General features: G+C 68.3%; 18 protein-coding genes and 1 pseudogene. 11 read left to right on the plus strand and 8 right to left on the minus strand.

What is annotated here, in order from left to right; translation table 11 throughout:
• Positions 1-205: 205 nt before the first annotated feature.
• The 4 genes and pseudogenes from hisF to M673_RS01995 all read left to right on the plus strand — a co-directional run bounded on the left by hisF (position 206) and on the right by M673_RS01995 (position 2,880).
• Positions 206-1,009, plus strand: a complete 804-nt coding sequence (gene hisF / locus M673_RS01980) for an imidazole glycerol phosphate synthase subunit HisF (protein WP_061973180.1) — start codon at positions 206-208, stop codon at positions 1,007-1,009.
• An 81-nt stretch (positions 1,010-1,090) separates the two neighbouring features.
• A pseudogene (locus tag M673_RS01985) lies at positions 1,091-1,405 on the plus strand (phosphoribosyl-ATP diphosphatase); the annotation flags it as partial.
• Between the two features lie 77 nt (positions 1,406-1,482).
• Positions 1,483-2,442 carry a type I pantothenate kinase gene (coaA, locus tag M673_RS01990; RefSeq protein WP_061973183.1) on the plus strand — a complete coding sequence of 320 codons (960 nt, stop codon included), beginning with the start codon at positions 1,483-1,485 and terminating at the stop codon, positions 2,440-2,442.
• 114 nt (positions 2,443-2,556) lie between these two features.
• Positions 2,557-2,880 carry a PilZ domain-containing protein gene (locus M673_RS01995; protein ID WP_061973185.1) on the plus strand — a complete coding sequence of 108 codons (324 nt, stop codon included), beginning with the start codon at positions 2,557-2,559 and terminating at the stop codon, positions 2,878-2,880.
• 33 nt (positions 2,881-2,913) lie between these two features.
• On the opposite strand, the gene M673_RS02000 is transcribed toward M673_RS01995, so the two are convergent.
• A complete protein-coding gene (locus M673_RS02000; RefSeq protein WP_148639948.1) occupies positions 2,914-4,053 on the minus strand; it encodes an epoxide hydrolase family protein in 1,140 nt (379 codons plus the stop codon).
• 260 nt (positions 4,054-4,313) lie between these two features.
• Between M673_RS02000 and M673_RS02005 the strand changes: the two genes are divergently transcribed.
• The 3 genes from M673_RS02005 to M673_RS02015 all read left to right on the plus strand — a co-directional run bounded on the left by M673_RS02005 (position 4,314) and on the right by M673_RS02015 (position 7,944).
• A complete protein-coding gene (locus M673_RS02005; protein WP_061973189.1) occupies positions 4,314-5,873 on the plus strand; it encodes a glucan biosynthesis protein in 1,560 nt (519 codons plus the stop codon).
• Positions 5,874-6,198: 325 nt separating this feature from the next.
• On the plus strand, positions 6,199-7,116 hold the full coding sequence (locus tag M673_RS02010) for a sensor domain-containing diguanylate cyclase (protein ID WP_244493184.1): 918 nt from the start codon (positions 6,199-6,201) through the stop codon (positions 7,114-7,116).
• Between the two features lie 150 nt (positions 7,117-7,266).
• Positions 7,267-7,944 (plus strand): hypothetical protein, encoded by a 678-nt coding sequence (locus M673_RS02015; protein WP_061973190.1) that lies wholly within the window; start codon positions 7,267-7,269, stop codon positions 7,942-7,944.
• Here the strand turns inward: M673_RS02015 and M673_RS02020 are convergent.
• Both M673_RS02020 and M673_RS02025 read right to left on the minus strand, forming a co-directional pair.
• Positions 7,916-8,524, minus strand: a complete 609-nt coding sequence (locus tag M673_RS02020) for an alpha-ketoglutarate-dependent dioxygenase AlkB family protein (RefSeq protein ID WP_061973192.1) — start codon at positions 8,522-8,524, stop codon at positions 7,916-7,918. The genes M673_RS02015 and M673_RS02020 overlap by 29 nt on opposite strands.
• Positions 8,525-8,528: 4 nt before the next feature.
• Entirely contained in the window at positions 8,529-9,248 is a 720-nt protein-coding gene (locus M673_RS02025) for a helix-turn-helix transcriptional regulator (protein WP_061973194.1), read from the minus strand.
• A gap of 498 nt (positions 9,249-9,746) precedes the next feature.
• Here M673_RS02025 and hslU point away from each other — a divergent pair, with 498 nt between their 5' ends.
• The gene (gene hslU / locus M673_RS02030) at positions 9,747-11,057 is read left to right on the plus strand and encodes an ATP-dependent protease ATPase subunit HslU (RefSeq protein WP_061973196.1); all 1,311 of its coding nucleotides are present in this window, start codon (positions 9,747-9,749) and stop codon (positions 11,055-11,057) included.
• Between the two features lie 353 nt (positions 11,058-11,410).
• On the plus strand, positions 11,411-12,721 hold the full coding sequence (locus tag M673_RS02035) for an MFS transporter (protein ID WP_061973198.1): 1,311 nt from the start codon (positions 11,411-11,413) through the stop codon (positions 12,719-12,721).
• Positions 12,722-12,740: 19 nt separating this feature from the next.
• Here M673_RS02035 and M673_RS02040 read toward each other — a convergent pair whose 3' ends face one another.
• On the minus strand, positions 12,741-13,544 hold the full coding sequence (locus tag M673_RS02040; RefSeq protein ID WP_061973200.1) for a class II glutamine amidotransferase: 804 nt from the start codon (positions 13,542-13,544) through the stop codon (positions 12,741-12,743).
• Positions 13,545-13,664: 120 nt separating this feature from the next.
• Positions 13,665-14,417: an aspartate/glutamate racemase family protein gene (locus tag M673_RS02045; RefSeq protein ID WP_061973202.1), complete on the minus strand. Its 753-nt coding sequence runs from the start codon at positions 14,415-14,417 to the stop codon at positions 13,665-13,667.
• 164 nt (positions 14,418-14,581) lie between these two features.
• Here M673_RS02045 and M673_RS02050 point away from each other — a divergent pair, with 164 nt between their 5' ends.
• Together M673_RS02050 and M673_RS02055 are read left to right on the plus strand one after the other, a co-directional pair.
• Positions 14,582-15,043, plus strand: a complete 462-nt coding sequence (locus tag M673_RS02050; protein ID WP_061977575.1) for an Lrp/AsnC family transcriptional regulator — start codon at positions 14,582-14,584, stop codon at positions 15,041-15,043.
• Positions 15,044-15,210: 167 nt separating this feature from the next.
• Positions 15,211-16,179, plus strand: coding sequence for a DUF1402 family protein (locus M673_RS02055; RefSeq protein WP_061973204.1), 969 nt, complete (start codon positions 15,211-15,213; stop codon positions 16,177-16,179).
• A gap of 107 nt (positions 16,180-16,286) precedes the next feature.
• On the opposite strand, the gene M673_RS02060 is transcribed toward M673_RS02055, so the two are convergent.
• From M673_RS02060 to M673_RS02070, 3 genes are all read right to left on the minus strand, one after another.
• Positions 16,287-17,051, minus strand: a complete 765-nt coding sequence (locus M673_RS02060) for a glycosyltransferase family 29 protein (protein WP_061973206.1) — start codon at positions 17,049-17,051, stop codon at positions 16,287-16,289.
• Between the two features lie 70 nt (positions 17,052-17,121).
• Positions 17,122-20,325, minus strand: coding sequence for an efflux RND transporter permease subunit (locus M673_RS02065; protein ID WP_061973208.1), 3,204 nt, complete (start codon positions 20,323-20,325; stop codon positions 17,122-17,124).
• Positions 20,322-22,097, minus strand: coding sequence for an efflux RND transporter periplasmic adaptor subunit (locus M673_RS02070; protein ID WP_061973209.1), 1,776 nt, complete (start codon positions 22,095-22,097; stop codon positions 20,322-20,324). The genes M673_RS02065 and M673_RS02070 overlap by 4 nt, the downstream gene beginning before the upstream one ends.
• Between the last annotated feature and the right edge of the window lie 158 nt (positions 22,098-22,255).

Below are 22,255 nucleotides of genomic sequence, written 5' to 3' on the forward strand. Positions count from 1 at the left end.
AGAAGCGTGGTTCATCGGCTCGGCATCGGACGATCGACGCACCGCCAGCCGGGCCGGAACGGGCCAAGGGCGGTTTCAAAACCCTCGGGCGCTTGCGCCGCGCCGCCGGCCCGGCGATAAGCACTCGCGAAAACGCGCCCGTGCGCACAAGCTTTCCGTTCTCCCGGCCCGGCCCGTCCGCGCCGGCCCGACCAAGGTTCGCCCGATGACGCTGAAGGCCCGCATCATCCCCTGTCTCGACGTCAAGGACGGCCGCGTGGTCAAGGGCGTGAACTTCGAGGGCCTTGTGGACGCAGGCGACCCGGTGGAGGCTGCGCGTCGCTACGACGCCGCCGGGGCGGACGAGCTCTGCTTTCTCGACATCACCGCCTCCTCCGACAATCGCGAGACGATCTTCGACGTCGTCGCCCGCACGGCGGAAGCCTGCTTCATGCCGGTGACGGTGGGGGGCGGGGTGCGCGAGGTCGCCGACATCCGCAAGCTGCTGCTCGCCGGGGCCGACAAGGTCTCGATTAACACGGCGGCGGTGAAGCGGCCCGAATTCGTGGCCGAGGCGGCCGACAAGTTCGGCAACCAGTGCATCGTCGTGGCGATCGACGCCAAGCGCGTCGCGAGCCCTGAAAACGCGCCGCGCTGGGAAATCTTCACCCATGGCGGGCGCACCGCGACCGGGATCGACGCGGTGGAGTTCGCCCGGCGCGTGGTCGCGCTCGGCGCGGGCGAGATCCTTCTGACCTCGATGGACCGCGACGGCACCAAGGCCGGCTTCGACATCGGCCTCACCCGCGCCGTGGCGGACGCGGTGAGCGTGCCGGTGATCGCCTCGGGCGGCGTCGGCTCGCTGGAGCATCTCAGCGCCGGCGTCCTGCAAGGGGGCGCGGCGGCCGTGCTGGCGGCCTCGATTTTTCATTTCGGCACCTATACGATCGCCGAGGCCAAGCACCATATGGCCGGGGCAGGCATTCCCATGCGCCTCGACGCGGCCCCGGCCGCGCCGCGCGCCGCCTGACCTTGCCGACGATCCGCCTGCCGACCACGCATGCCGCCCGGCCCCGCTGACCCGGACCCTCCTGCCCCGGAATCCTCGACGATGTTCACGCTGTCCGATCTCGAAACCGTCGTCGCCGCGCGTGCGCGTTCGGACGATCCCACCTCCTACACCGCCAAGCTCGCGGCGCGGGGCCTTTCCAAGGCCGCGCAGAAGCTGGGGGAAGAGGGCGTCGAGACGGTGATCGCGGCGCTGACCGAAGACGACGCGGCGCTGACCGGCGAGGCCGCCGACCTCCTCTACCATCTTCTCGTGGTGCTCCATCTGCGCGGCCTGCCGCTTGCCAGCGTGATGGAGGAGCTGCAACGCCGCACGGCGCAGACCGGCCTTCAGGAAAAGGCCTCGCGCTCGCAAGGCGCACAGCCGAGCGCGCAGGAAGCACAGTCGGACGCGCAAGGGACGCGCCCGGGCTCGCAAGGGGCGCGCCCGGCGTGATGGACATGCGGCTGCCCAACCCCGCGCATTCGCCCTACCGCTTCTTCACGGCGGCGGAATGGGCGACCTTTCGCGGCCGCGAGGCCCTGACGCTGGCCGAGGACGAGGTGCGGCGCCTGCGGTCGCTGGGAGACCGGATCGATCTCGGCGAGGTCGAGCGCATCTATCTCGCCATGTCGCGCTTGCTCTATGCGCATGTGGAATCCTCGCAGACCCTGTTTCGCCAGCGTCGGCGCTTCCTGCGCGGCTCGGACCAGACCAAGACCCCCTTCGTGATCGGCATTGCCGGCTCGGTGGCGGCGGGCAAGAGCACCACGGCCCGCATCCTGAAGGAGCTTCTGGCGCGCTGGCCGGGAACACCCAAGGTCGATCTCGTCACCACCGACGGCTTCCTGTTCCCGAACGCGGTGCTGGAGGCCGAAGGGCTGATGCAGCGCAAGGGCTTTCCCGAGAGCTACGATGTCGGCGCGATCCTGCGCTTTCTCTCAGACCTCAAGGCCGGCGCGCGCGATGTCACCGCCCCGGTCTATTCGCATTTCGTCTACGATGTCGTGCCGGGCGAACTCATCACGGTGGACCAGCCGGACATCCTGATCTTCGAGGGACTGAACGTCCTTCAGGTGCGCGACATGCCCAAGGACGGCAAGTTCGTGCCCTTCGTCTCGGACTTCTTCGACTATTCCATCTATATCGACGCAGAGATCGAGGACCTGCACCGCTGGTATGTCGCGCGCTTCATGCGCCTGCGCGAAACGGCGTTCCGCGAGGAATCCTCCTTCTTCCATCGCTATTCCAAGATCTCGGAAGAGGACGCGCTGGAGGTCGCCAACCGGCTTTGGACCACGATCAACGCCAAGAATCTCTACGAGAACATTCTGCCGACGCGACCGCGCGCCGACCTGATCCTGCGCAAGGGCGGCGATCATCTCGTGGAAGAGGTGGCGCTGCGCAACATCTGATTTGCCTGACGGATTAACCCTTACGAAATGTTTAGGTTGCCAGTCAGGCGTTAAGACCTTCATTCTCAAGTTGTGAAGACTCACGATTCGATCAGGCGGTGAAGCGGAGAGCCCATGCTGGAGCGCAGGCAAAAGACACGGCGGCGGGTGTGCTGGCAGGGCTCGGTCACGGCTGGCCTCACGGACCCGATCCTGTCCGTTCACATCCGCGACATGTCCGAGACGGGCGCGAAGATCCGCCTTCCGAAGGGCGTCCTGCCGGGGCGCGAGATCGCCTTTCGCGTCGAGCGCACGGGCGACATCCGTCAGGCCGAAGTGATCTGGCGCTCCATGGAGCATTACGGACTGCGCTTCCATCCCGCCTACGAGGCCACGGGCGAGGACGAGACGCCGGGCGAGCCGCTCGGTGACTGGCTGGCGGACCGCCCGTTTTCCTAGTCTAAAGCCCCTGCCCCCTTACCCCCGCGCCGTTCAGGCCGGGCTTCGGGCCCAGTCCCGAAGATCCTCCACCAAAAGCTCCGGCGCTTCCAGCGCGGCGAAATGGCCTCCCTGGGGCATCTGCGTCCAGCGCGACACGGCAAAGGCCCGCTCGGCATAGGAGCGCGGCGGCCAGGGGTGCAGGGGGTCGCCGGGGAAGCAGGCGAAGGCGGTCGGTACCTCGACCCGCTCGCCCGGCTTCAACTGCCGCAGCCCCTTCTTCATCGCCTCGCTGTAGTAGCGGATCGACGTGTGGAAGGCGCCGGTCGCGTGGTAGATCATCGCCGTGTCGATCAGCTCGTCCAGCGTGAAGACCTCCTCGAAGGACCGCTCGCGCCGGTCCGACCAGTCGTGGTAGCGCTCCACGATCCAACTGGCCTGGCGCATCGGGTCGTTCCCCACCAGCCAGGACAGGCTCTGCGGCTTGGAGCCTTGCAGGTGGCGATAGGCGCCGAGTTCCTTCTCGATCCCCTCCATCCGCTTCGCCCATTCCGTCTCCGCCTCGCCCTGCGGCCCGCCGGCGGGCTGGGGGAAGATCATGGTGAGATGGATGCTCTCCAGGCTTTCGGAATGGCGCAGCGCCAGGAGCGAGGTGACGAGCGCGCCCCAGTCGCCGCCATGGGCGCGATAGGTCCTGTAGCCCAGCACCTCGCGCATCAACTTGTCGAACAGGTCGGCCGTGCGCGCTTGGTCCACGGTCTCGGACGGATGGTCGGAAAAGCCGAAATTGGGAAGGCTGGGAATGACGAGGTCGAACGCATCCTCCGCGCGGCCTCCGAAGCGCGAGGGATAGGCCAGCGGCTCGGCGACGCGCCAGAACTCGCGAAACGAGCCCGGCCAGCCATGCGTCATCAGAAGCGGCCGCCGCCCGCCGCTTTCGCCCAGGAGATGCACGAAATGCAGCCCGACCCCGTCCACCACGGCGCGAAACTGCGAGAAGCGGTTGAGCCGCTCCAGCGCCTCCGAACGGTCGTAGCGGTTCAGCCAATACTCCTGCAGCCGGCGCAGGAAGGCGGGGTCGGAGCCGGTCGTCCACCCATCGCCGTCAGGAGCGGGCGCGAACTCATAGGCGGCGACGCGCGCCCGCACGGTGTCGAACAGGTCGGGCGTCCAGCTCACTTCGAATGGCTTCATCACTCGGGGTCCCTTCGCTAGGCTCGCTGACAGAACAGGGCGGGCGTGCCGCCAGAAGGGGAAAGACGGCCAAGGGTGGCTTCGGGTTGCATCGCGCCGGCAAGGGCTCCTGAGCGTGCAGACTATGACACCCTATGGCCGCGCCTTCACCATCGTCCCGCCAAGCCCATCTTGCAGAGCGGTAAAACGGGGCTTCGAGTTGACAGGAGCGCTCCAACGCTCCTACTGCCGCCCGACCTGGCGAAAGGGACTGACCGCGCATGACGATCGACCTCAACCGACGTGACCTGATGATGGGGCTCGCCGCGCTCGGCCTGGCCAGCCAGACGCGGCTGGCGCTGGCGCAGGAATCGGGCCTCGCCTTCGACGCGCCCAAGCCCTTCTCCTTCGACCAGCTGGTGGAGCAGGCGCGCCAGCTGGCCGCCCAGCCCTATGTGCCCGAAGTGCCGCGCGCGGCCGACACGCTGGAGCGGATCGACTTCGACCAGCATTGGCGCATCAAGTTCAAGCCGGAGAACACGCTCCAGCTCAACGACGGCAAGGCGCCGATCCGCTTCTTCCATCTCGGCCGCTACTTCAAGCTGCCGGTCGGCATCCATGTCGTGGAGAACGGGCAGGCGCGCACGCTGCGCTACGATCCCAAGCTCTTCTCCATTCCCGACGACAGCCCGGCCAAGGAACTGCCCTCCGACATCGGCTTCGCCGGCTTCCGCGTTCTGGAGCCCAATTCCGATGCGGACTGGCTGGCCTTCCTGGGCGCGGCCTATTTTCGCACGTCCGGCGAGGACAACCAGTTCGGCATGTCGGCGCGCGCGCTGGCCATCGACGTGGCGACGCCGACGCCCGAGGAGTTCCCGCGCTTCACCGACTTCTATCTGGAGCCCTCGGTCGACGGGCGCCTCGTCATCACCTGCGCGCTCAACTCGCCCCGCGTCGCCGGCGTCCTGCGCATGGACGTGAAGAAGGGCGGGCCGATCGTCATGGACATCCAGGCGCGCTACTTCGCGCGCGAGGACATCGGCCGCTTCGGCATCGCGGCGCTGACCTCGATGTACTGGTATTCCGAGACCGACAAGCTGCGCCGGGTCGACTGGCGGCCGGAGGTCCACGATTCCGACGGCTTGGCGCTGTGGACGGGCACGGGCGAGCGCATCTGGCGCCCGCTGAACAACCCCAACAACGTCATGACCTCGACCTTCACCTCGGACGCGCCCAAGGGCTTCGGCCTCCTGCAGCGCGACCGCAACTTCGAGAACTACGAGGACGACGGCGTGTTCTACGAGCGCCGCGCCAGCGTCTGGGTCGAGCCCAAGGGCGATTGGGGTCCGGGCGCGGTGCAGCTCGTGGAAATCCCGACCGACGACGAGATCCACGACAACATCGCCGCCTACTGGCTCTCCGCCAAGCCCGTGAAGAAGGGTGACGCGGTGAGCGTCGACTACGTCCTGCACTGGGCCAATGGGGAGCCCTATCCCGGCGATGTCGGCAAGGTCGTCTCGACGCGCCTCGGGCGTGGAGGCGTGGCGGGACAGGCGCGCCCGGCGGGCGTCACCAAGGTCGTGGTGGATTTCGACGGCGGGCTCGTGGCCGGGCTCGACCGGTTCGAAAAGGGCGTGAAGCCCGTGGTTTCCGCCTCGCGCGGCACGCTCAGCAATATCGACGCCTATTCGGTCAAGGTCGGAACGGCCTGGCGCGTCACGTTCGACGTCGCGGCGGAGGGCGCGGAGCCGGTGGAACTGCGCCTCTTCCTGCGCGAGGGCGACAAGATCCTGACGGAAACCTGGGCCTACCAGTTCCTCCCCGTGGCGGCGAGAAGCTGACAGGCTCCGTATCCCCCGACAAACCAGCACCGGCCCGCTAGGCCGGTGCCTCCGTCTCGCGACGGACAATTCCTTGACGGGCCGGGCCACGCCCGTTCGGCCCGAAGGCAGCAGCACGCGCCTTTTCTAGCGATGGCCCCTGCTGGGTATCCAGCGCTCGTTTCGCGACGGCCCAGCCGTGCGCCTCGCCCTTTTGCAACCGGCCTGCCATGAAAGTCCGAACGTATAATCTCAGGTTATTTGATCATAGCGTGCCTTGATTTTAGCCAGCTATTAGAACCTTGGATTTAGAAGCCGGCCGGGCGGGCTTCGCACAGGATCTTTCATGCTCGATATGAGCGATCGACTCATGGCTCTGGCGGGCCAGACAGACGCGCTGGTCGGGATCTACGATCCCGTCGGCCGCCTCGTCTATGCCAATGCCGCCTATCGACGAACCTATTTCGTCGAGCCGGACGAGACGCCGCTCTGGACCGATCTGATGCGGCGCAACTACCACGCCAAGCGCGGCTCCTGCGTGTCGCATCCCGATTTCGAGCACTGGCTCTCCTCCTGCCTGTCGCGTCGCGGCACGAAGCCGAGCATGATCATCGAGTCCGATCTCATGGACGGGCGCTGGCTGGCGATCACCGAATCCACCCTGCCGGACGGCTGGATGCTGTTCGTCGCCTGCGACGTCACCCACCAGCACTCCTCGGGCCGTCAGGTTCGGCAGGAGCGCGACATCGCCTGGAAGTTCGCGCACACGGACGAGTTGACCGGCATATCGAACCGGCGCTACGTCATGTCGGCCCTCGCCGCGCTTTTGGAGCGCGGGTGCCCCGCCGACGCCCCGATGGGCTGCCTCAGCCTTCTGGACATCGACCATTTCAAGCAGATCAACGACCGGTTTGGCCATTCCACCGGCGACGCCGTGCTGGTGGAGATCGCGCGTCGCATCCCGGCCGTTCTGCGCACCTGCGATGCGTTCGGGCGGCTGGGCGGCGAGGAGTTCATGCTGATCCTGCCGCATGTGACGCTGGAGGAGGGCCAAGCGACGCTGACCCATGTACTGGCGGCGATCAGCCGGCCGAACCTTTTGGCGGAGGATCCCGCCCATATCGTCACCTGCTCGGCGGGCCTGACGCCGATCCGCCCCGGCGACCAGCTGGCGGACCTCTACTCGCGGGCCGATCAGGCGCTCTACAGCGCCAAGCGCACCGGCCGAAACCGCACGGTGGTCTCCGCCGCTTGCGAGGCCTGACGACCCGTTCCATCATCAGCTTTGCCGGCTTACCGGCGTCTTTGTCGCAGCTGACGTCCGTCGCCCGGCCCTATCTCGCTGGGGGAGCCAGGCGGCAGGAGACAATATGCGGATCGGCCATCGGATTGACGATCAAACGGGCGGGCGCTGATGGCGACACTGGTTATGGTTCTGCGCGGCGGCGGCCGCTACACGCCCCTCTGGGTGGAGCGGCTTTGGGCAGGCGCCCGCCGGCATGCGCCGGGTTTCTCGCGCTGCCTCTGCCTTTCCGACATGGCGTTTTCGATCGAGGGCGTCGAGCGCGTGCCGCTTAGCCAGGACTGGCCGGTTTGGTGGTCCAAGATGGAGGCGCTGCGCCCCGGCCTCGTGCAAGGAACGGCGGTTCTGTGCGATCTCGACACGGTGATCTCGGGCGACGCCGCCGCGCTCACCGAGCCCGGCCTCTGCGCCATGGAGGACCATTTCCACAAAGGGCGCGTGTCGAGCGCGCTCCTACGCTGGGAGGGCGATGCGCTGGGCTTCGTTCACGAGCGGTTTTGCGCCGATCCGCAGCGCTGGATGCAGCCGGGCTCCTGCGGCCCGGTGCCCAACGCCGTGCATGGCGACCAGGTGGTGATCGACCATCTCCTGCGCGAGCGCGCCATCGTGCCGGACTTCTTCCAGAAGCGGCATCCCGGTCTTCTCGACTTCTACGACCCCGATCAGCGCGAGCCCGGCCCGGTGCTCGTGTTCATCGGCGACGCCAAGCCCGACCTCGCCACCGAGCCCGTCGCCTCGCTCTGGCGCGGGGCGCGCGCGGTCAGTGCGGGCGAACCCGCCGCAGCGTGAGATTGATCCGTCCGCCCTTCGGCAGAAGGGTCGAGCTGCCCGGCAGGATGCGGTCCACGCCGTGGAAGCACAGGCGCCCCGCCCCGCCGAGCACGAGAACGTCGCCCGAGCGAAGCCGTAGCGAGCGCGTCGGGTCCCCCCGCTCCAGCCCGCCCAGCCGGAACACCGCCTCGTCGCCCAGCGACACGGACAGGACGGGGGCCAGCAGGTCCTCCTCGTCCCGGTCCTGATGCAGGCCGAGCCGCGCCGTCTCGTCGTAGAAGTTGACGAGGCAGGCGTCGGGCGGAACCGGCCAGTCGGCCACCTCCTCCCAGAGCCGGAGGAGACGGGCCGGGATCGGCGGCCAGGGCGCGCCGGTCCCCGGATGGGTCGGCTGGTAGCGATAGCCCTTGCGGTCCGACACCCAGCCGAGCGGGCCGCCATTGGTCATGCGCACGGAAAAGGGCCGGCCGGTGCCGGGCATTTCGGGGCGCAGGAGCGGCGCGGCCGCGACCATGGCCCGAACCTCGCCCAGCAGTTCCTCCTGCGCCGGCCGCGCCAGATGGGCGGGAAACAGGTGCACGCCGGGGCGAAGCTCCATTCTTTTAGGAGAGGTAGCCGAGCTGGGCCGCGAGGGCCACGGCGTGGGTGCGGTTGGAGGCGTCGAGCTTGCGCGTGGCGGAGGTGAGATATTGCGAGATCGTGTGCTCGGAGAGCTTCAGGATCGTGCCGATCTCCGACGAGGTCTTGCCCAGCATGGCGAGCTTCAGACAGTCCCGCTCGCGCCCGGTCAACGGGTTGTTGCGCCGGTTCTCCTCGAAGCGGATGCAGCTCATCATGCCGAAGGCGGCGAAGGCGACCAGATGCAGCGCATCGGCCTTCGCCTCGTCGATGGGCGGGCCGGGGCCAAAGAAGCAGAGAACCCCGTTGAACCCCGTCAGCCCGTGAACGGGGCAGTAGACGCCCGACAGCGTTCCGCTGGCACCGAGAAAGCGCGCCTGCGGCTCCATGTCGGGATCGTCGGGATCGTAGCCGTAGAGCGTTTCGGCATCCCAGACGAGCGGCAGGACGCCGCCCCGCAGGGCGCGCAGAACGGGGGAGTAGCGGTTCAGCCCATGCCGCTCGAAGCCGCGCCGGAACTCCTCGTTCCAGTTGGACAGGACGAGCCGCATCTCGGCCCCCGCCTCGTCGGTCGAGGGAATGGACAGAAGAGCGAAATGGGAAAATCCGGAGGCCGCCGCCACCATCGCCAGGCTGGCTGACAGACCTTCCGTCGTCCACGGTCGCGGGGTGAGCTGAATGATCGAGCCGAGCGCCACCGTCATTGCGCCCGTGCGTCTCCCTGGAGACGACCGGAAAGCGAGACTGTGAAGCGCATGGCGATCCCTTCCGCAGAAAACCGCGCGGTGGCGGGACGCACCGCGCACCCCCCAACTCTTCGGCTTACTTAATCGCAAATTTGACACGGTTCGACCCCCGCCGAGCCACAAAATTTCTCACGATCACGTCGGTTGGTTAGAATTGCTTTAATGACACAGACGGCAAAGCATGGTCGCTCTGCCTCCGCGCGAGCGCCCTGCGAGGCCCCTATGAGGAGGACTCTCGTCCCTTCGTAAGGAGCGAGGCGCGGCATTCCCGTAGAGATCGGCGGGAAAGGATCGAAGCCCCGGCGCCCGAAGGATTTGCCAAGGCGCCGCCCTTCGTGATGCGGCCCGCGGCGGAGATGAAACGCCGCCTCTGGCGTTCGGGCGATCTCCTCCCCATCTTTGCGCTGCGTTTCCCCGCTGATCCGATCGGCGACGAGCACGAGATTGCTGACCAGAATGACCGACTTTTCCCCCCGCGAGATCGTTTCCGAACTCGATCGCCACATCATCGGGCAGCGCGAAGCCAAGCGCGCGGTGGCCGTGGCCCTGCGCAACCGCTGGCGCCGCCAGCAGCTTCAAGGCTCGCTCCGCGAAGAGGTGAGCCCCAAGAACATCCTGATGATCGGGCCGACGGGCGTCGGCAAGACCGAGATCTCGCGCCGCCTCGCCAAGCTGGCCGGCGCGCCCTTCCTGAAGGTCGAGGCGACGAAGTTCACCGAGGTCGGCTATGTCGGCCGCGACGTCGAGCAGATCGTGCGCGATCTCGTGGAGATCGGCATCGGGCTGGTGCGCGAGAAGAAGCGCGCCGAGGTGCGGGCCAAGGCCCATGCAGGCGCCGAGGAGCGCGTGCTCGAAGCCCTCGTCGGCAAGACCGCCTCCCCCGCCACGCGCGACAGTTTCCGCAAGCGCCTGCGCGCCGGCGAGCTGGACGAGAAGGAAATCGACATCGAGGTGGCCGACACGTCCAACCCGCTCGGCGGCATGGACATTCCCGGCATGCCCGGCGCCAATATCGGCGTTCTCAACCTGTCCGAGATGTTCGGAAAGGCGATGGGCGGGCGCACCAAGACGCGCCGCACAACGGTCAAGGAAAGCTACGATCTCCTGATCGGCGAGGAGTCCGACAAGCTTCTCGACAACGAGGCTCTGATCGCCGACGCCATCGCGGCGGTGGAGAACAACGGCATCGTGTTCCTGGACGAGATCGACAAGATCGCCAACAAGGACGGGATGGGCGGCGGCGCCGGCGTCAGCCGCGAGGGCGTGCAGCGCGATCTCCTGCCGCTGGTGGAAGGCACGACGGTTGCCACCAAGCACGGGCCGGTGAAGACCGACCACATCCTCTTCATCGCGTCCGGCGCCTTCCATGTCGCCAAGCCGTCCGACCTCCTGCCGGAGTTGCAGGGCCGCCTGCCGATCCGGGTCGAGCTGCGCGCGCTGACGAAGGACGATTTCCGTCGCATCCTGACCGAGACGGAAGCCTCGCTCATCAAGCAGTATATCGCCCTGATGAAGACGGAGAACGTCGATCTCGAGATCACCGACGACGCGATCGACGCGATCGCCGATCTCGCCGTGTCGCTGAACGGCACGGTGGAGAATATCGGTGCCCGCCGGCTCCAGACGGTGATGGAGCGCGTGCTGGACGACATTTCCTTCGAGGCGCCCGACAAGGGCGGCGAGAGCTACCGCGTCGACGCTGCCTATGTTCGCAAGGCGCTGGACGGCATCGCCGGGAACGTGGACCTGTCGCGCTTCATTCTCTGACGCCGCCTCGATCCCTGTCCGCATGAGGAGCCGCGTCCGAAAGGGCGCGGCTTTTTCTGTTTTGAGGGACCGATCTAGCGGCCGCGTTCTTTGCCGGACGGGGCGGGTTCGCGCCTTGCGGGAGGCACCGCCGACATCCCCGTCATTGCTTCAAGCGCCAGGAAACGCGGCGGGTGCGGCCTCGGTCGATCGGGATTGAACGAAGCTTCAAGCCGGCCCCGCCGAGGCCGATCTCCCGGCTGCGGCGTGTGGTCGGCTCGGCTTATCGCGCTGCGGTCCCTTGACGCAGCCGCGAAGGGCGAACCAAATCAGCGCCCTGTCCCGCGCCGCGCGCGCCTTCCTGGTCCGAGCCCATGCCCAGAGCCCTCTCTTTCGAAACCGCGCTGGAGGCCGTCGGCACCGGCCGCTTCCAGACGCGCCTGCTCCTCACCTTCGCCCTGGTCTGGGCGGCTGATGCCATGCAGGTGCTCGCCATCGGCTTCACCGCCCCCTCCATCGCGGCGAGTTTCGGGATTTCCGTGCCAGAGGCACTGCAGACGGGAACGCTGTTCTTTCTCGGCATGCTGGTCGGCGCCTTCGCCTTCGGGCGGCTGGCGGACCGGATCGGGCGTCGGCGCGTCCTGATCATCACAATCCTCATCGACGCCGTCTTCGGCATCGCCTCGGCCTTCGCGCCCGACTTCACCTGGCTTCTGGCCTTGCGCTTCCTCACCGGGCTCGGCGTCGGCGGCACGCTGCCGGTGGACTACGCCATGATGGCGGAGTTCCTGCCCGCCGCCCGGCGCGGGCGCTGGCTGGTCATGCTGGAAGGCGCCTGGGCGCCCGGCACGGTGCTGGTGGCCCTCGCCGCGCTGGCCGTCCAGTCGAGCGGGGCGGCCGAGCCCTGGCGCGTCCTGTTCCTCCTCACCGGCCTGCCGGCGATCATTGGCCTCTTCATCCGCTTCTGGGTGCCGGAGTCGCCGATGTATCTCCTGCGCCAGGGGCGGCAGGGGGAGGCGCGCGCCATCCTTCAGACCATGGCCGAGGCCAACGGCACCACGCTGCCCGAGGGCGAGCTGACGCTTCCCGTCCAGCGCCCGGGCGGCTCGATCTTCTCGGCCGCGCTGCGCGGCGTCACCGTGCCGATCCTCGCGGTCTGGCTGCTCGTGTCGATGAGCTATTACGGCGTCTTCGTCTGGCTGCCCGTCCAGCTCGCCGGCCAGGGCTTCGGCTTCGTGCGCGGGCACCTGTTCCTGGTGCTGGTCGCCCTGGCGCAGATCCCCGGCTATGCGCTGGCGGCCTATGGCGTGGAGCGCTGGGGCCGCAAGCCGACGCTGATCGGCTTTCTCGTGCTAAGCGCCCTCGGCTGCGGCCTCTACGGGCTGGGGCTCAGCCCCGCCGTAGTGACGGGCGCGACGCTTCTCATGAGCTTCGCACTGCTGGGCACCTGGGGCGCGCTCTATGTCATCACGCCCGAACTCTACCCGACCGAGCTTCGCGCCACGGGCATGGGCAGCGCCGGCGCCATGGCACGCCTCGGCGGTCTGGCCGCGCCCTCGCTGCTCGCCCCGGTCATGGCGGCAAGCTTTGCCGGCGCGCTCGGCCTCTACGCCGCGCTGCTTCTGATCGCGGCCGTGGCGGTGACGCGCATCGGCGTCGAGACGCGCAACCGCGCGCTGGCCTAACCGCTCGCGAAGGGCCGCCTCAAGCGGCCCGCACTGCGCCGCTGGAGGGCGCGGCGTCCACCGCGAAGGGGCGCAGGAAGACGCGGCCCGACCGGTCGGCCTCCAGCACGCTGCCGGGCGGGATGGCCTGCCAGCCCTGCGGATTGTTGCCGCAGGGCTCGGAAGCGACGAGAACGCTGTCGCCCTCGACCCGCGCATAAAGCGAGGGCGGCCGGTCGTCGCTCGCCCAGCGGAAGGCGAAGAGCCGCTCGCCGTCGGAATGCACGGCGGCAAAGCGCACGGGCTCCTCGCTCGCAAACCCGCGCAACGCCTCGATCTCGCTCAGCGTCTGGCGAAAGGCGGCGACCGGGTCGCTCTCCAGCCCGCGGCTCAGCGCGGCCAGAAAGATCGCTTCGGAATCGCAGGTGCCCTTGCGCGAGGGATAGAGCGCGTCCGAAATCATCGCCTCCACGCGGCGGCGCAGGCCGGCATAGCCGCCGATCTGGCCATTGTGCATGAAGAGCTGCTGGCCGTGCGCGAAGGGATGGCAATTGGAGGTGGACACGCCGCCGCTCGTCGCCGCCCGCACATGGGCGAGAAACAGGCCGGAGCGGATCTGCCGGCAGAGCGAGGTGAGATTGGCGTCCGACCAGGCCGGCAGGATGCCGCGATAAAGCCCGGGCTCGGGCCGCTCGCCATACCAGCCGAGGCCGCAGCCGTCGCCGTTCACCACCGTGCGCGCCTCGCGCGCCGCCATGGATTGCGACACAAGCGAGCCTTCCGGGCGGATCAGAAGATCTTCCAGAAAAAGCGGCGTCCCGGAATAGGCGAGCAGGCGGCACATGGGCGGGCGATCCAAGGCGAATGCGGCATGGGCACCGGCCGACGCTTATCGCGCGGCCGGATGGAGCGGGACGCCGTCGGACGAAAGCCCTACGCCCCGCTTCGAAGGCGTGCGCCGATCCTATGCTGCAACGCGTTCGCGAAGCTGGGCTTCCGCCGGGCGGGTGACGGTTTGGTGACGCTCCTCCAGTGCGAAGCGCACGGCGGCGGCGGCATGGATCTCGGTGGAGCAGAAGCCCGGCAGGGACAAAGCGTCCGGGCGCACGAGAAGCCCGATCTCGGTGCAGCCGAGAATGACGCTGTCGGCGCCGGCCGCGCGGCCACGCTCCACCACGGCCTCGAAGGCGACGCGCGAGGCGGGGTCGACATGGCCGGCGCACAGTTCCTCGAAGATCACGCGATGAACCAGAGCGCGGTCCGCCTCGTCCGGCACGAGCGGCCGGAAGCCGGTCTCGGCCTCCATTCGCTCGGCATAGAAGCCGTGCTCCATCGTGTAGCGCGTGGCGAGCAGAAGCGGACGGCTATGGCCGGCGGCTTTGATCGTCGCGCCGGTCTCGCGGATGATGTCGATCAGCGGGATCGCGACGGCGGCCTGCACCTCGGCCGAGACGAGATGCATCGTGTTGGTGCAGATCAGGACGCAGTCGGCGCCCGCGCGCTCCAGCCGCTGGGCGCTTGTGGCCAGCAGTTCGGCGGCGAGGTCCCAGCGCCCGGCCTTCTGCAACGCGACGACGGCGGAGAAGTCCAGCGAATGCAGGAGCACCTCGGCGGAGGCGAGCGCGCCGCGCGCGCCGCGCACCGCCTCGTTGAGCAGGCGATAATAGGTCGCCGTGGATTCCCAGCTCATGCCGCCGATCAGCCCGATGCACTTCATCTCAAGTCTCCCGTCAAATCACCCCTCCAGCATGACGCCGGAGCTCCGAATGCGGGATGCGTTTTTCCCCGCTCCCTTCGCCCTCCGTCGCACGATTTCGGCGCCATCCTCGCCCTTCGCGCCGACTTGTTGCGCGAGACCCAAAACCCGTGCATCACGGCTTCATGCTCGACGATCGCGACCACCAGCTTCTGACGCTCCTGCAGGACGATGCCGACCGCTCGGTCGCCGACCTTGCCGAACGGCTCGCCCTGTCCCCCTCGGCCTGCTCGCGCCGCATCCAGCGGCTGAAGGACGAGGGCTATATTGCCCGCCGCGTCGCGCTGGTGGATCGGCGTCGCATCAACCTGCCCACCACGATCTTCGTTCTGGTGAAGACGGCGCGGCACGAAAAGGGCTGGCTGGAGGAGTTTCACCAGGCGGTGAACGCGATCCCCGAGATCGTGGAGGTGCATCGGCTGACGGGCAATGTCGACTACATCCTCAAGATCGTTCTCCCGAATGTCGAGCATTACGACACGATCTACAAGCGCCTCGTCTCCAAGGTGAGTCTGGCCGACATGTCGGCCTTCATCTCCATGGAGACGGTGAAGTCGCTGACGGCGGTGCCCACGCGCTACGCCTGAACAGCGTGCTGCGTCGGAGGGAAGTGTTTCACGTGTGACACGCTTGGCTCAAAAGCCGCCCGGCGTCGTGGTCCTGCGCGCGGACATGCGTTAAGACGGCCGCGATCGCCTCACGCTGACCGCAATTGCCGGCCTATGCGGGGGCCTTCCCGTTCGAAGGTCGTTCCATGTCCCGTTTTCTCGCCGCTGTTCTGGCGGGCTTTCTCTTGGTCCACCCCGCCCAGGCGCAGTCAGTCGTCACCGTGCCGCCCGGCAATCGGAACGCGACGCAGCCAGCCATTCCGAGCTTTTCCTACACGCGCACGGCCGCGACGGGCGGCAATTTCGACGCCAAATACAAGAAGATCCGCGAGCTTCTGGCGACCAATCGCGATCTCCAGACCAAGATCCGCTCGGCGGCGAGGCTCTACGGCATCGATCCCATCCACATCGCGGGCGCCCTGGTCGGCGAGCACACGTTCAATGTCGACGCGCTGGACCGGCTGCAGACCTACTACGTCAAAGCCATGTCGTACCTGAACTCCGGCATCGACTTCTCCTACAAGGGCGAGTCGGTCGAGAGCTTCGTGGCTCGGCCGGAATTCGAGCGCTGCAAGAGCGCGCGCGGCGACGAGGCGCTCTGGAGCTGCCGCGAGCAGGTCTTCGAACAGAGCTTCCGGGGCAAGACGGTGGACGGGCGCTCCTACCCCGACAATCGCTTCGGCGCGGTGTTCTTCCAGCCCTATTATGCCGGCCAGACCTTCGGCCTCGGCCAGATCAACCCGATGACGGCGCTCGCCGTGTCCGACATCGTGCATCGCGTGTCGGGCTATCCCGACATCGACATGGGTCAGGCGGGCGAGGTCTACGCCGCCATCATGGACCCCGACAAGTCGCTTCACTACATGGCGGCGGTGATCCGCTCCTCGATCGACAAATATCGCGACATCGCCGGCTTCGACATTTCCAAGAACCCCGGCGTCACCGCGACGCTCTACAATGTCGGCGACCCCATCACCCGCGCGCGCCGCCTGAAGGCCGAGAACATCCGCCGGAAGAGCAACGGTCAGGCCCCCCGGATGCCGGAAGAGAATTACTACGGCTGGCTGGTGAACGAGAAGCTCGACGATCTGCGCAAGATTTTTCCTGCGCCCTGACGGCTAGCGGCGCGGATGCGGCAGCGGAGCGGCCGCACGCTTAGCGGCCATCTCTCATACCAACTTCTCCTTGCGAGGAAGGATGGTGGTCGCCGCCCAAGCGCCCGTCAGTTCGGCGGCAGCGGATGAAGCCGCAGCAGCCCTCGCCGCGCCTGCCCCTCGGCCCAGCATCGCTCCGCGTCCCAGCCATGGCCTTCCCAGCCGGCGAAGCCGAACCCGTGGACATGGACGGGCACCCGCCGCCCACCGAGATGGCGCGTCAGCCAGAACAGGGCGAGAAAGCCCGTGCTCGGCACGGCCTCGCGCGCCGCGCCGTGGCGGCGCAGCGCGTCTCCGGCCGCGTGGAAGAGCGGGTCGTTCAGGAGCCAGGCGGGGCGCCGATGCAGCCCCAGACGCTGGGCGAGCTCAGGCGTCCAATCCTGCTCGCCACCCTGCCATTTCGCCCGCGTCGGCGTCGGCTGGCGGCGCTCGTCCCGGCCGGGGTCGATGGGGAGGACGAAGCCTTGCGCGCGCGCGACGGCGGGCCGGCGGTGAAAGCCCTCCTCCGCCAGCCATTCCCGCGTCTGCCCGCCGAAATTCATCAGGAAGAGATGCGTCACGCGCTGGCCCGTCGCGGCGCCGAAGCCTTGCGCGTTGTTGAAGCGCAGCACCCAGTCCGCCCGGTCCACCAAGGGGCCGATCCGCCCCGCCTCCGGGGCGTTGCCGACCACGGCGATGCTGCGGGGGCTCGCCGGCGCCGGGCGGTGCGGCCCGTGGCGGGGCGCCGGCTTGGGCGCGCCGTGCCCCAGTGGCGAAACCCAGTCGCGAAGCTGGCGCTGCGCCAAGGTCGCGGCCGAGCGCTTGTGCGGCAGAAGCGAGGCGCGCTCCCTCATGCGCGCGCCCTTCGACGGGCTTGGTTCCTGCGGCCTTGGCTCATGCGGCTTTCGTTCGTCCGGCTTTGGTTCATTCGGCGGGGGCGGCGGCGGTCGCGTCCGGCTTTTCACCGAAATGCCAGGGCAGGCGCTCCTGCGGGTCGCGCCGGTTCTTCGTGCGGTTCTTCTCTCGGCCCCAGAACTTGCCGCCGCGCCCCTCGCCCAGCCGCTCGAACAGGGCGAAGAGCGCCGGCACGATGAAGATGCCGATGAAGGTCGCCGCCAGCATGCCGCCGATGGCGGCGATGCCGATGGAGTTGCGCGCCGCCGCGCCCGCCCCGCTCGCCACCACGAGCGGCACGAGGCCGAGGATGAAGGCGAGCGCGGTCATCAGCACGGCGCGGAAGCGCTGGCGCGCGCCCATGATCGCGGCCTCGGTGATCTCCATCCCGTCCAGCTCACGCCGCTCCTTGGCGAATTCCACGATCAGGATGGCGTTCTTGGCGGCAAGGCCGATCAGCATCACCATGCCGATCTGCGAATAGATGTTGGAGGTCTGCCCGAACAGCGCCAGGGCGCCCGCCGCGCCCGCCGCCGCAATGGCGATGGAGAGCATGACGGTGAGCGGCTGGAGCCAGCTTTCGTACTGCGCCACCAGGAAGAGATAGGCGAAGACGAAGGCGAGGCCGAAGGCGACGAAGGTGACCGAACCCGCCTGCCGCTCCTGATAGGACGTGCCGGAGAACTGGTAGCTGTAGCCCGGCGGCAGCGTGTCGCGGGCCACCTCCTCCAGCGCTGTCAGCGCGGCGCCGGAGGAATAGCCAGCCGCCGGCTGGCCTGTGATCTGCGGCGCGGTGAAGAGGTTGAAGCGCGGCACGGAATAGGGGCCGAAGGTCGTGTCGACGGTCACCACCGAGCGCAGCGGCACCATCTCGCCGCTCGCGTTCTTGGCGTAGAGATTGCCGATATCGGCCGTCTTGGCCCGCGCGTCGGCCTCCGCCTGAAGGCGCACCTGGAAGATCTGCCCTTCGTATATGAACTGGTTCACATAGGTCTCGCCCATCGCACCGCCGACCGCGGCGTAGATGTCGGAGACGGAGAGGCCCAGCGTCTCGGCCCGGTCGCGGTCGATCTTGAGGTAAAGGCGCGGCACGTCGGCCGAGAAGGTGGTGCGCGCGGTTCCGATCTCCGGCCGCTCGTTGGCCGCCGCGACGAAGGCGCTCGCCACCTGCGCCACCTCGCCGGGGTCCTGTCCGCCCTGCGCCAGAAGCTCGAAGGTGAAGCCGCCGACCGAGCCGAGGCCGGGGATCGGCGGCGGCGGAAAGGCGGCGACCTGCACGCCCGGAATGGCGGCGAAGCGCCCGGTCAGTTCGCCGAGGATCTCGAACAGATCGCGCCGCTCGCCCCAGGGGGTGAGCGTAACGATGCCGAGACCTCCGGAGGCGCGCTGCGAGGACTGGAGCAGCGAATAGCCGGCGTTCAGCACATAGGCCTTCACGCCCTCCGTCTCCTGAAGGATGTCGCCGATCTCCAGCATCGCCTCCGTGGTGCGCTGGAGCGAGGCGCCATCGGGGAGCGACACGTCGAAGAGGATCGCGCCCTGGTCCTCGTCCGGCAGCAGCGTGGAGGGCAGGTTGACGAAGGAGACGAAGGCGACCGCAAAGCCGAGCGCCAGGACGCCGAGCGCCAGAAGCACGCGGCGCACGAGAAAGCCGACCGAGCGGGCATAGGCGTTGCGGGTCTTGTCGAGCCCCGCGTTGAACCAGCGCAGCGGCCCCCAGGCGGCGGTGGGCGGGCGCAGCATGGCGGCGGTGAGCGCGGGCGTCAGCGTCAGCGCGACGATGGAGGACAGCACCATCGAAACCGACAGCGCGATGCCGAACTGGCGATAGAGCTGGCCCGACAGGCCGGGCAGAAAGGTCGTGGGCAGGAACACGGCGAGCAGCACCAGCGTCGTCGAGACAATCGGCCCGGTGATCTCGCGCATGGCGATGCGCGTCGCCTCGACGCGCTCGATCTTGCGCTCTGTCATGACGCGCTGGACGTTTTCCACCACGAGAATGGCGTCGTCCACCACGAGGCCGATGGCCAGGATCAGCGCCAGAAGCGTGATGACGTTGATGGTGAAGCCGATCATGAGCAACACCGCGAAGGTGCCGACCAGCGAGACGGGAATGGCGAGCGCGGGGATCAGCGTCGAGCGCCAATCCTGAAGGAAGACGAAGACCACGATCACGATGATCGCGGCGGTGATGGCGAGCGTCAGCACGATCTCGTGGATCGTGGCGTCCACGAACTGCGTGGAATCGTAGATGATCTCGTACTGCATCCCTTGCGGGAACGTGCCCTGAAGCCGCTCCAGCTCGGCGCGGATGGCGGTGACGGTCTGCAGCGCGTTGGCGCCCGGCGCCTGGTTGATCTGGATCGTCTTGCCGGGATTGTCGCGGACATAGGTGTTGACGGCGTAGCTCTCCGAGCCGAGCTCGACGCGCGCCACGTCCTTCAACCGCACGATGGCGCCCGAGGATTCGGCCCGCACCACGATGTTCTGGAACTGCTCGGCCGTGTTCAGCTGGCCTTGCGAGGTGATGGTGTAGACCAGCGCTTGGCCGTCCGGCGCGGGCGCGCCGCCGATCTGGCCGGTGGAGGCCGGCAGGTTCTCGGCCGCGATCGCCGCCGTGATGTCGGCGGGCGAGATGGAAAGCGCCGCCATGCGGGCGGGGTCGGTCCAGACGCGCATGGAATAGTCGGAATTGCCGATGACGTTGGCGTCGCCAACGCCCTCCACGCGCTGCAGAGCCGACACCACGTCGGAGGAGAGGAAGGCGCCGATGTCGATCGTGGACAGCTGGCCGCCTTCGGAGAAGAAGGACACCGCCATCAGGAAGTTCGGCGAGCGCGAGCGCACGGTCACGCCCTGGCGCGTCACCGCCTCGGGCAGCTGGGCGGTGGCGAGCTGGACGCGGTTCGACACGTTGACCTGCGCGATGTCGGGGTCGGTGCCGATGGCGAAGGTGATGGAGAGCGAATAGGTGCCCGAATCCGTCGAGGTCGAGGACATATAGGTCATGTTCTCGACGCCGTTGATGGCGCGCTCCAGCGGATCGCCCACCGCCTGGGCGAGAACGGTGGAATCGGCGCCGGGATAGTTGGCCGAGACGCTGACCGTCGGCGGCGTGATCTCGGGATATTGCGAGATCGGCAGGACGAGGATGGCGAGCAGCCCCGCCAGCACCACGACGATGGAGATGACCCCGGCCAGGCGCGGGCGGCGGATGAAGATGTCGGAGATCATCGCGCGGACGAGCCCGAGCCGGAATTCTGGCCGGCGGCCGTGCCGGAGCCGCCATCCTGGCTGCCCGCGCCGCCCTGGCCTTCACCGCCCTGCGCCTTGCTCCCCTGCCCCTTGCCGCCTTGGTCCTTGCCGCCCTGGCCCTCGCTGCCCTGGCCTTCCGCGCCGCCCTGCGGCCGGTTCTGGCGGCGCGTCTTGGCTTCCGCCTCGGCCTGTTCCTGCGTCACGGGGCGCACGCTCGTGCCCTGTTTGACGCTGGCCGCGCCGCGCAGCACCAACGTTTCGCCGCCTTCGAGACCCTTGGTGACGGCGCTCGCATTGTCGATCGTGCGGCCGATCTCGATCGGGCGGCGCTCGACGGTGTTGTCGGGCTTGACCAGAAGCACCGCGCGCCCCTCGCGCGAAAACTGGATCGCCGCCTGCGGCACCACGGGCAGAATCGGCGGATTGCGCTCGCTGGCGGTCAGCGTCACGTTCTGGTTGGCGAGCAGGAAGTCGCCGGTATTGGGAAAGCGGATGCGCGCTTCCACCGTGCCGGTGGTGGCGTTCACGGTGTTGCCGACGAAGTCGAAGCGGCCGGGCGGCTCGTAGAGCGCGCCGTTGGGCAGGCGCAGCTGCAGGCGATAGGCGCTGGCGAGCCCGTTGTCGGAGGCGTTGGCGGCAGCGTCCACGTTTTGCGCGCCTTGCGGCAAGGGCGGCGCGCCGGCCGCGCCGGTGCCGCTGGCGGAGGCGATCGGCGCGTCGCCGCTGTTCTCAGTAGAGGACGTCATCTCGCTGGAGGCCACCATCTCGCCGCCGCCGGCATCGCCCTGCGCCTCGGCTCCGCCGCCGCCGGCCTGCCCGTTCGGGCGGTTCTCGGCCATCGGCGCGTCGTCGGCCTGCTGCGGGCCGACGCGCTGCCAGGTGACGAGCTGGCCCTCGCCGATCGGAAACACGCCCCAGATCGGGTTCATCTGCGTCAGCGTCGCCAGATCCCCTGTGGTGGAGGAGACGTAGTTGCCGCGCGTGATGAGCGGGGCCGACATCTCGCCGTCGATTGCCGCCGTGATGCGGGTGTAGGAGAGGTCGAGCCGGGCCTGCGTCACCGCCGCATCGGCCTGGAGATACTGCGCCTGCGCGTTTTCGAGGCTCGCGGTCGCGTCCTCAAGCGTCGCCCGGGCGGTGACGCCGGAGCGCACCAGTTCGTTCTGACGGTCGTAGTTGCGCTGGGCCTGGTTGCGCGTCGCCTCGGCTCCGGAAAGCTGCGCCTCGGCCGCGCGCAGCGCCGCCTCGTATTGCGCGGGCTCGATCTGGAACAGGAGATCGCCCTGCTTCACGCTCTGCCCGCCGGCAAAGGCGACGTCCTGGATATAGCCCTCGACGCGGGCGCGCACGCCGACCTTCTCGATCGGCTGGATCGTGCCGATGAATTCGAACGTGTCGCCGACCGCGCGCGTCTCGACCGTCTGGACGATCACGGCGGGCGGCTCGCCGCTCTGGCCGCCCTGCTTGCCGGCCTGCTGCGCACCGCCGGAATCCTTCTCCTCCTTGCCGAACCAGCCCGCCATGAAGCCGGGCAGGCCGACACGGCCGATCAGCGGCAGGTCGAAGCCGGGGCCCTTCTCGTCGGAACCGGCCTGCGCCTCGCCGCTCTGCCCCCCGCTTTGGCCGCCCCCTTGGCCACCCGCCTGACCCTGGGCCAGCGCCGGCCCGGCCAGAACCAGCGCACCGAGAAGAAGCGCGGTTCGCAAACGGGCGCGCCGGCCAGCGCGAGGAATGACGCCGTGAGGATCCATGAGTGATGTCCCGCCCAGGTCCGGCACGCGTCATGCGGCGCGGAAAACGATGCAGCGGGCTAACGAGAGATGGACGCGGCGGTTGCATCACGCGTACGGGATGCGGCTTCATGTCTCGTTGCGGCGCAGGCGTTTGAGACGAGGGTGGAGGCTGGTCA

The sequence above is a fragment of the Aureimonas sp. AU20 genome (assembly GCF_001442755.1).
Lineage (GTDB): Bacteria > Pseudomonadota > Alphaproteobacteria > Rhizobiales > Rhizobiaceae > Aureimonas.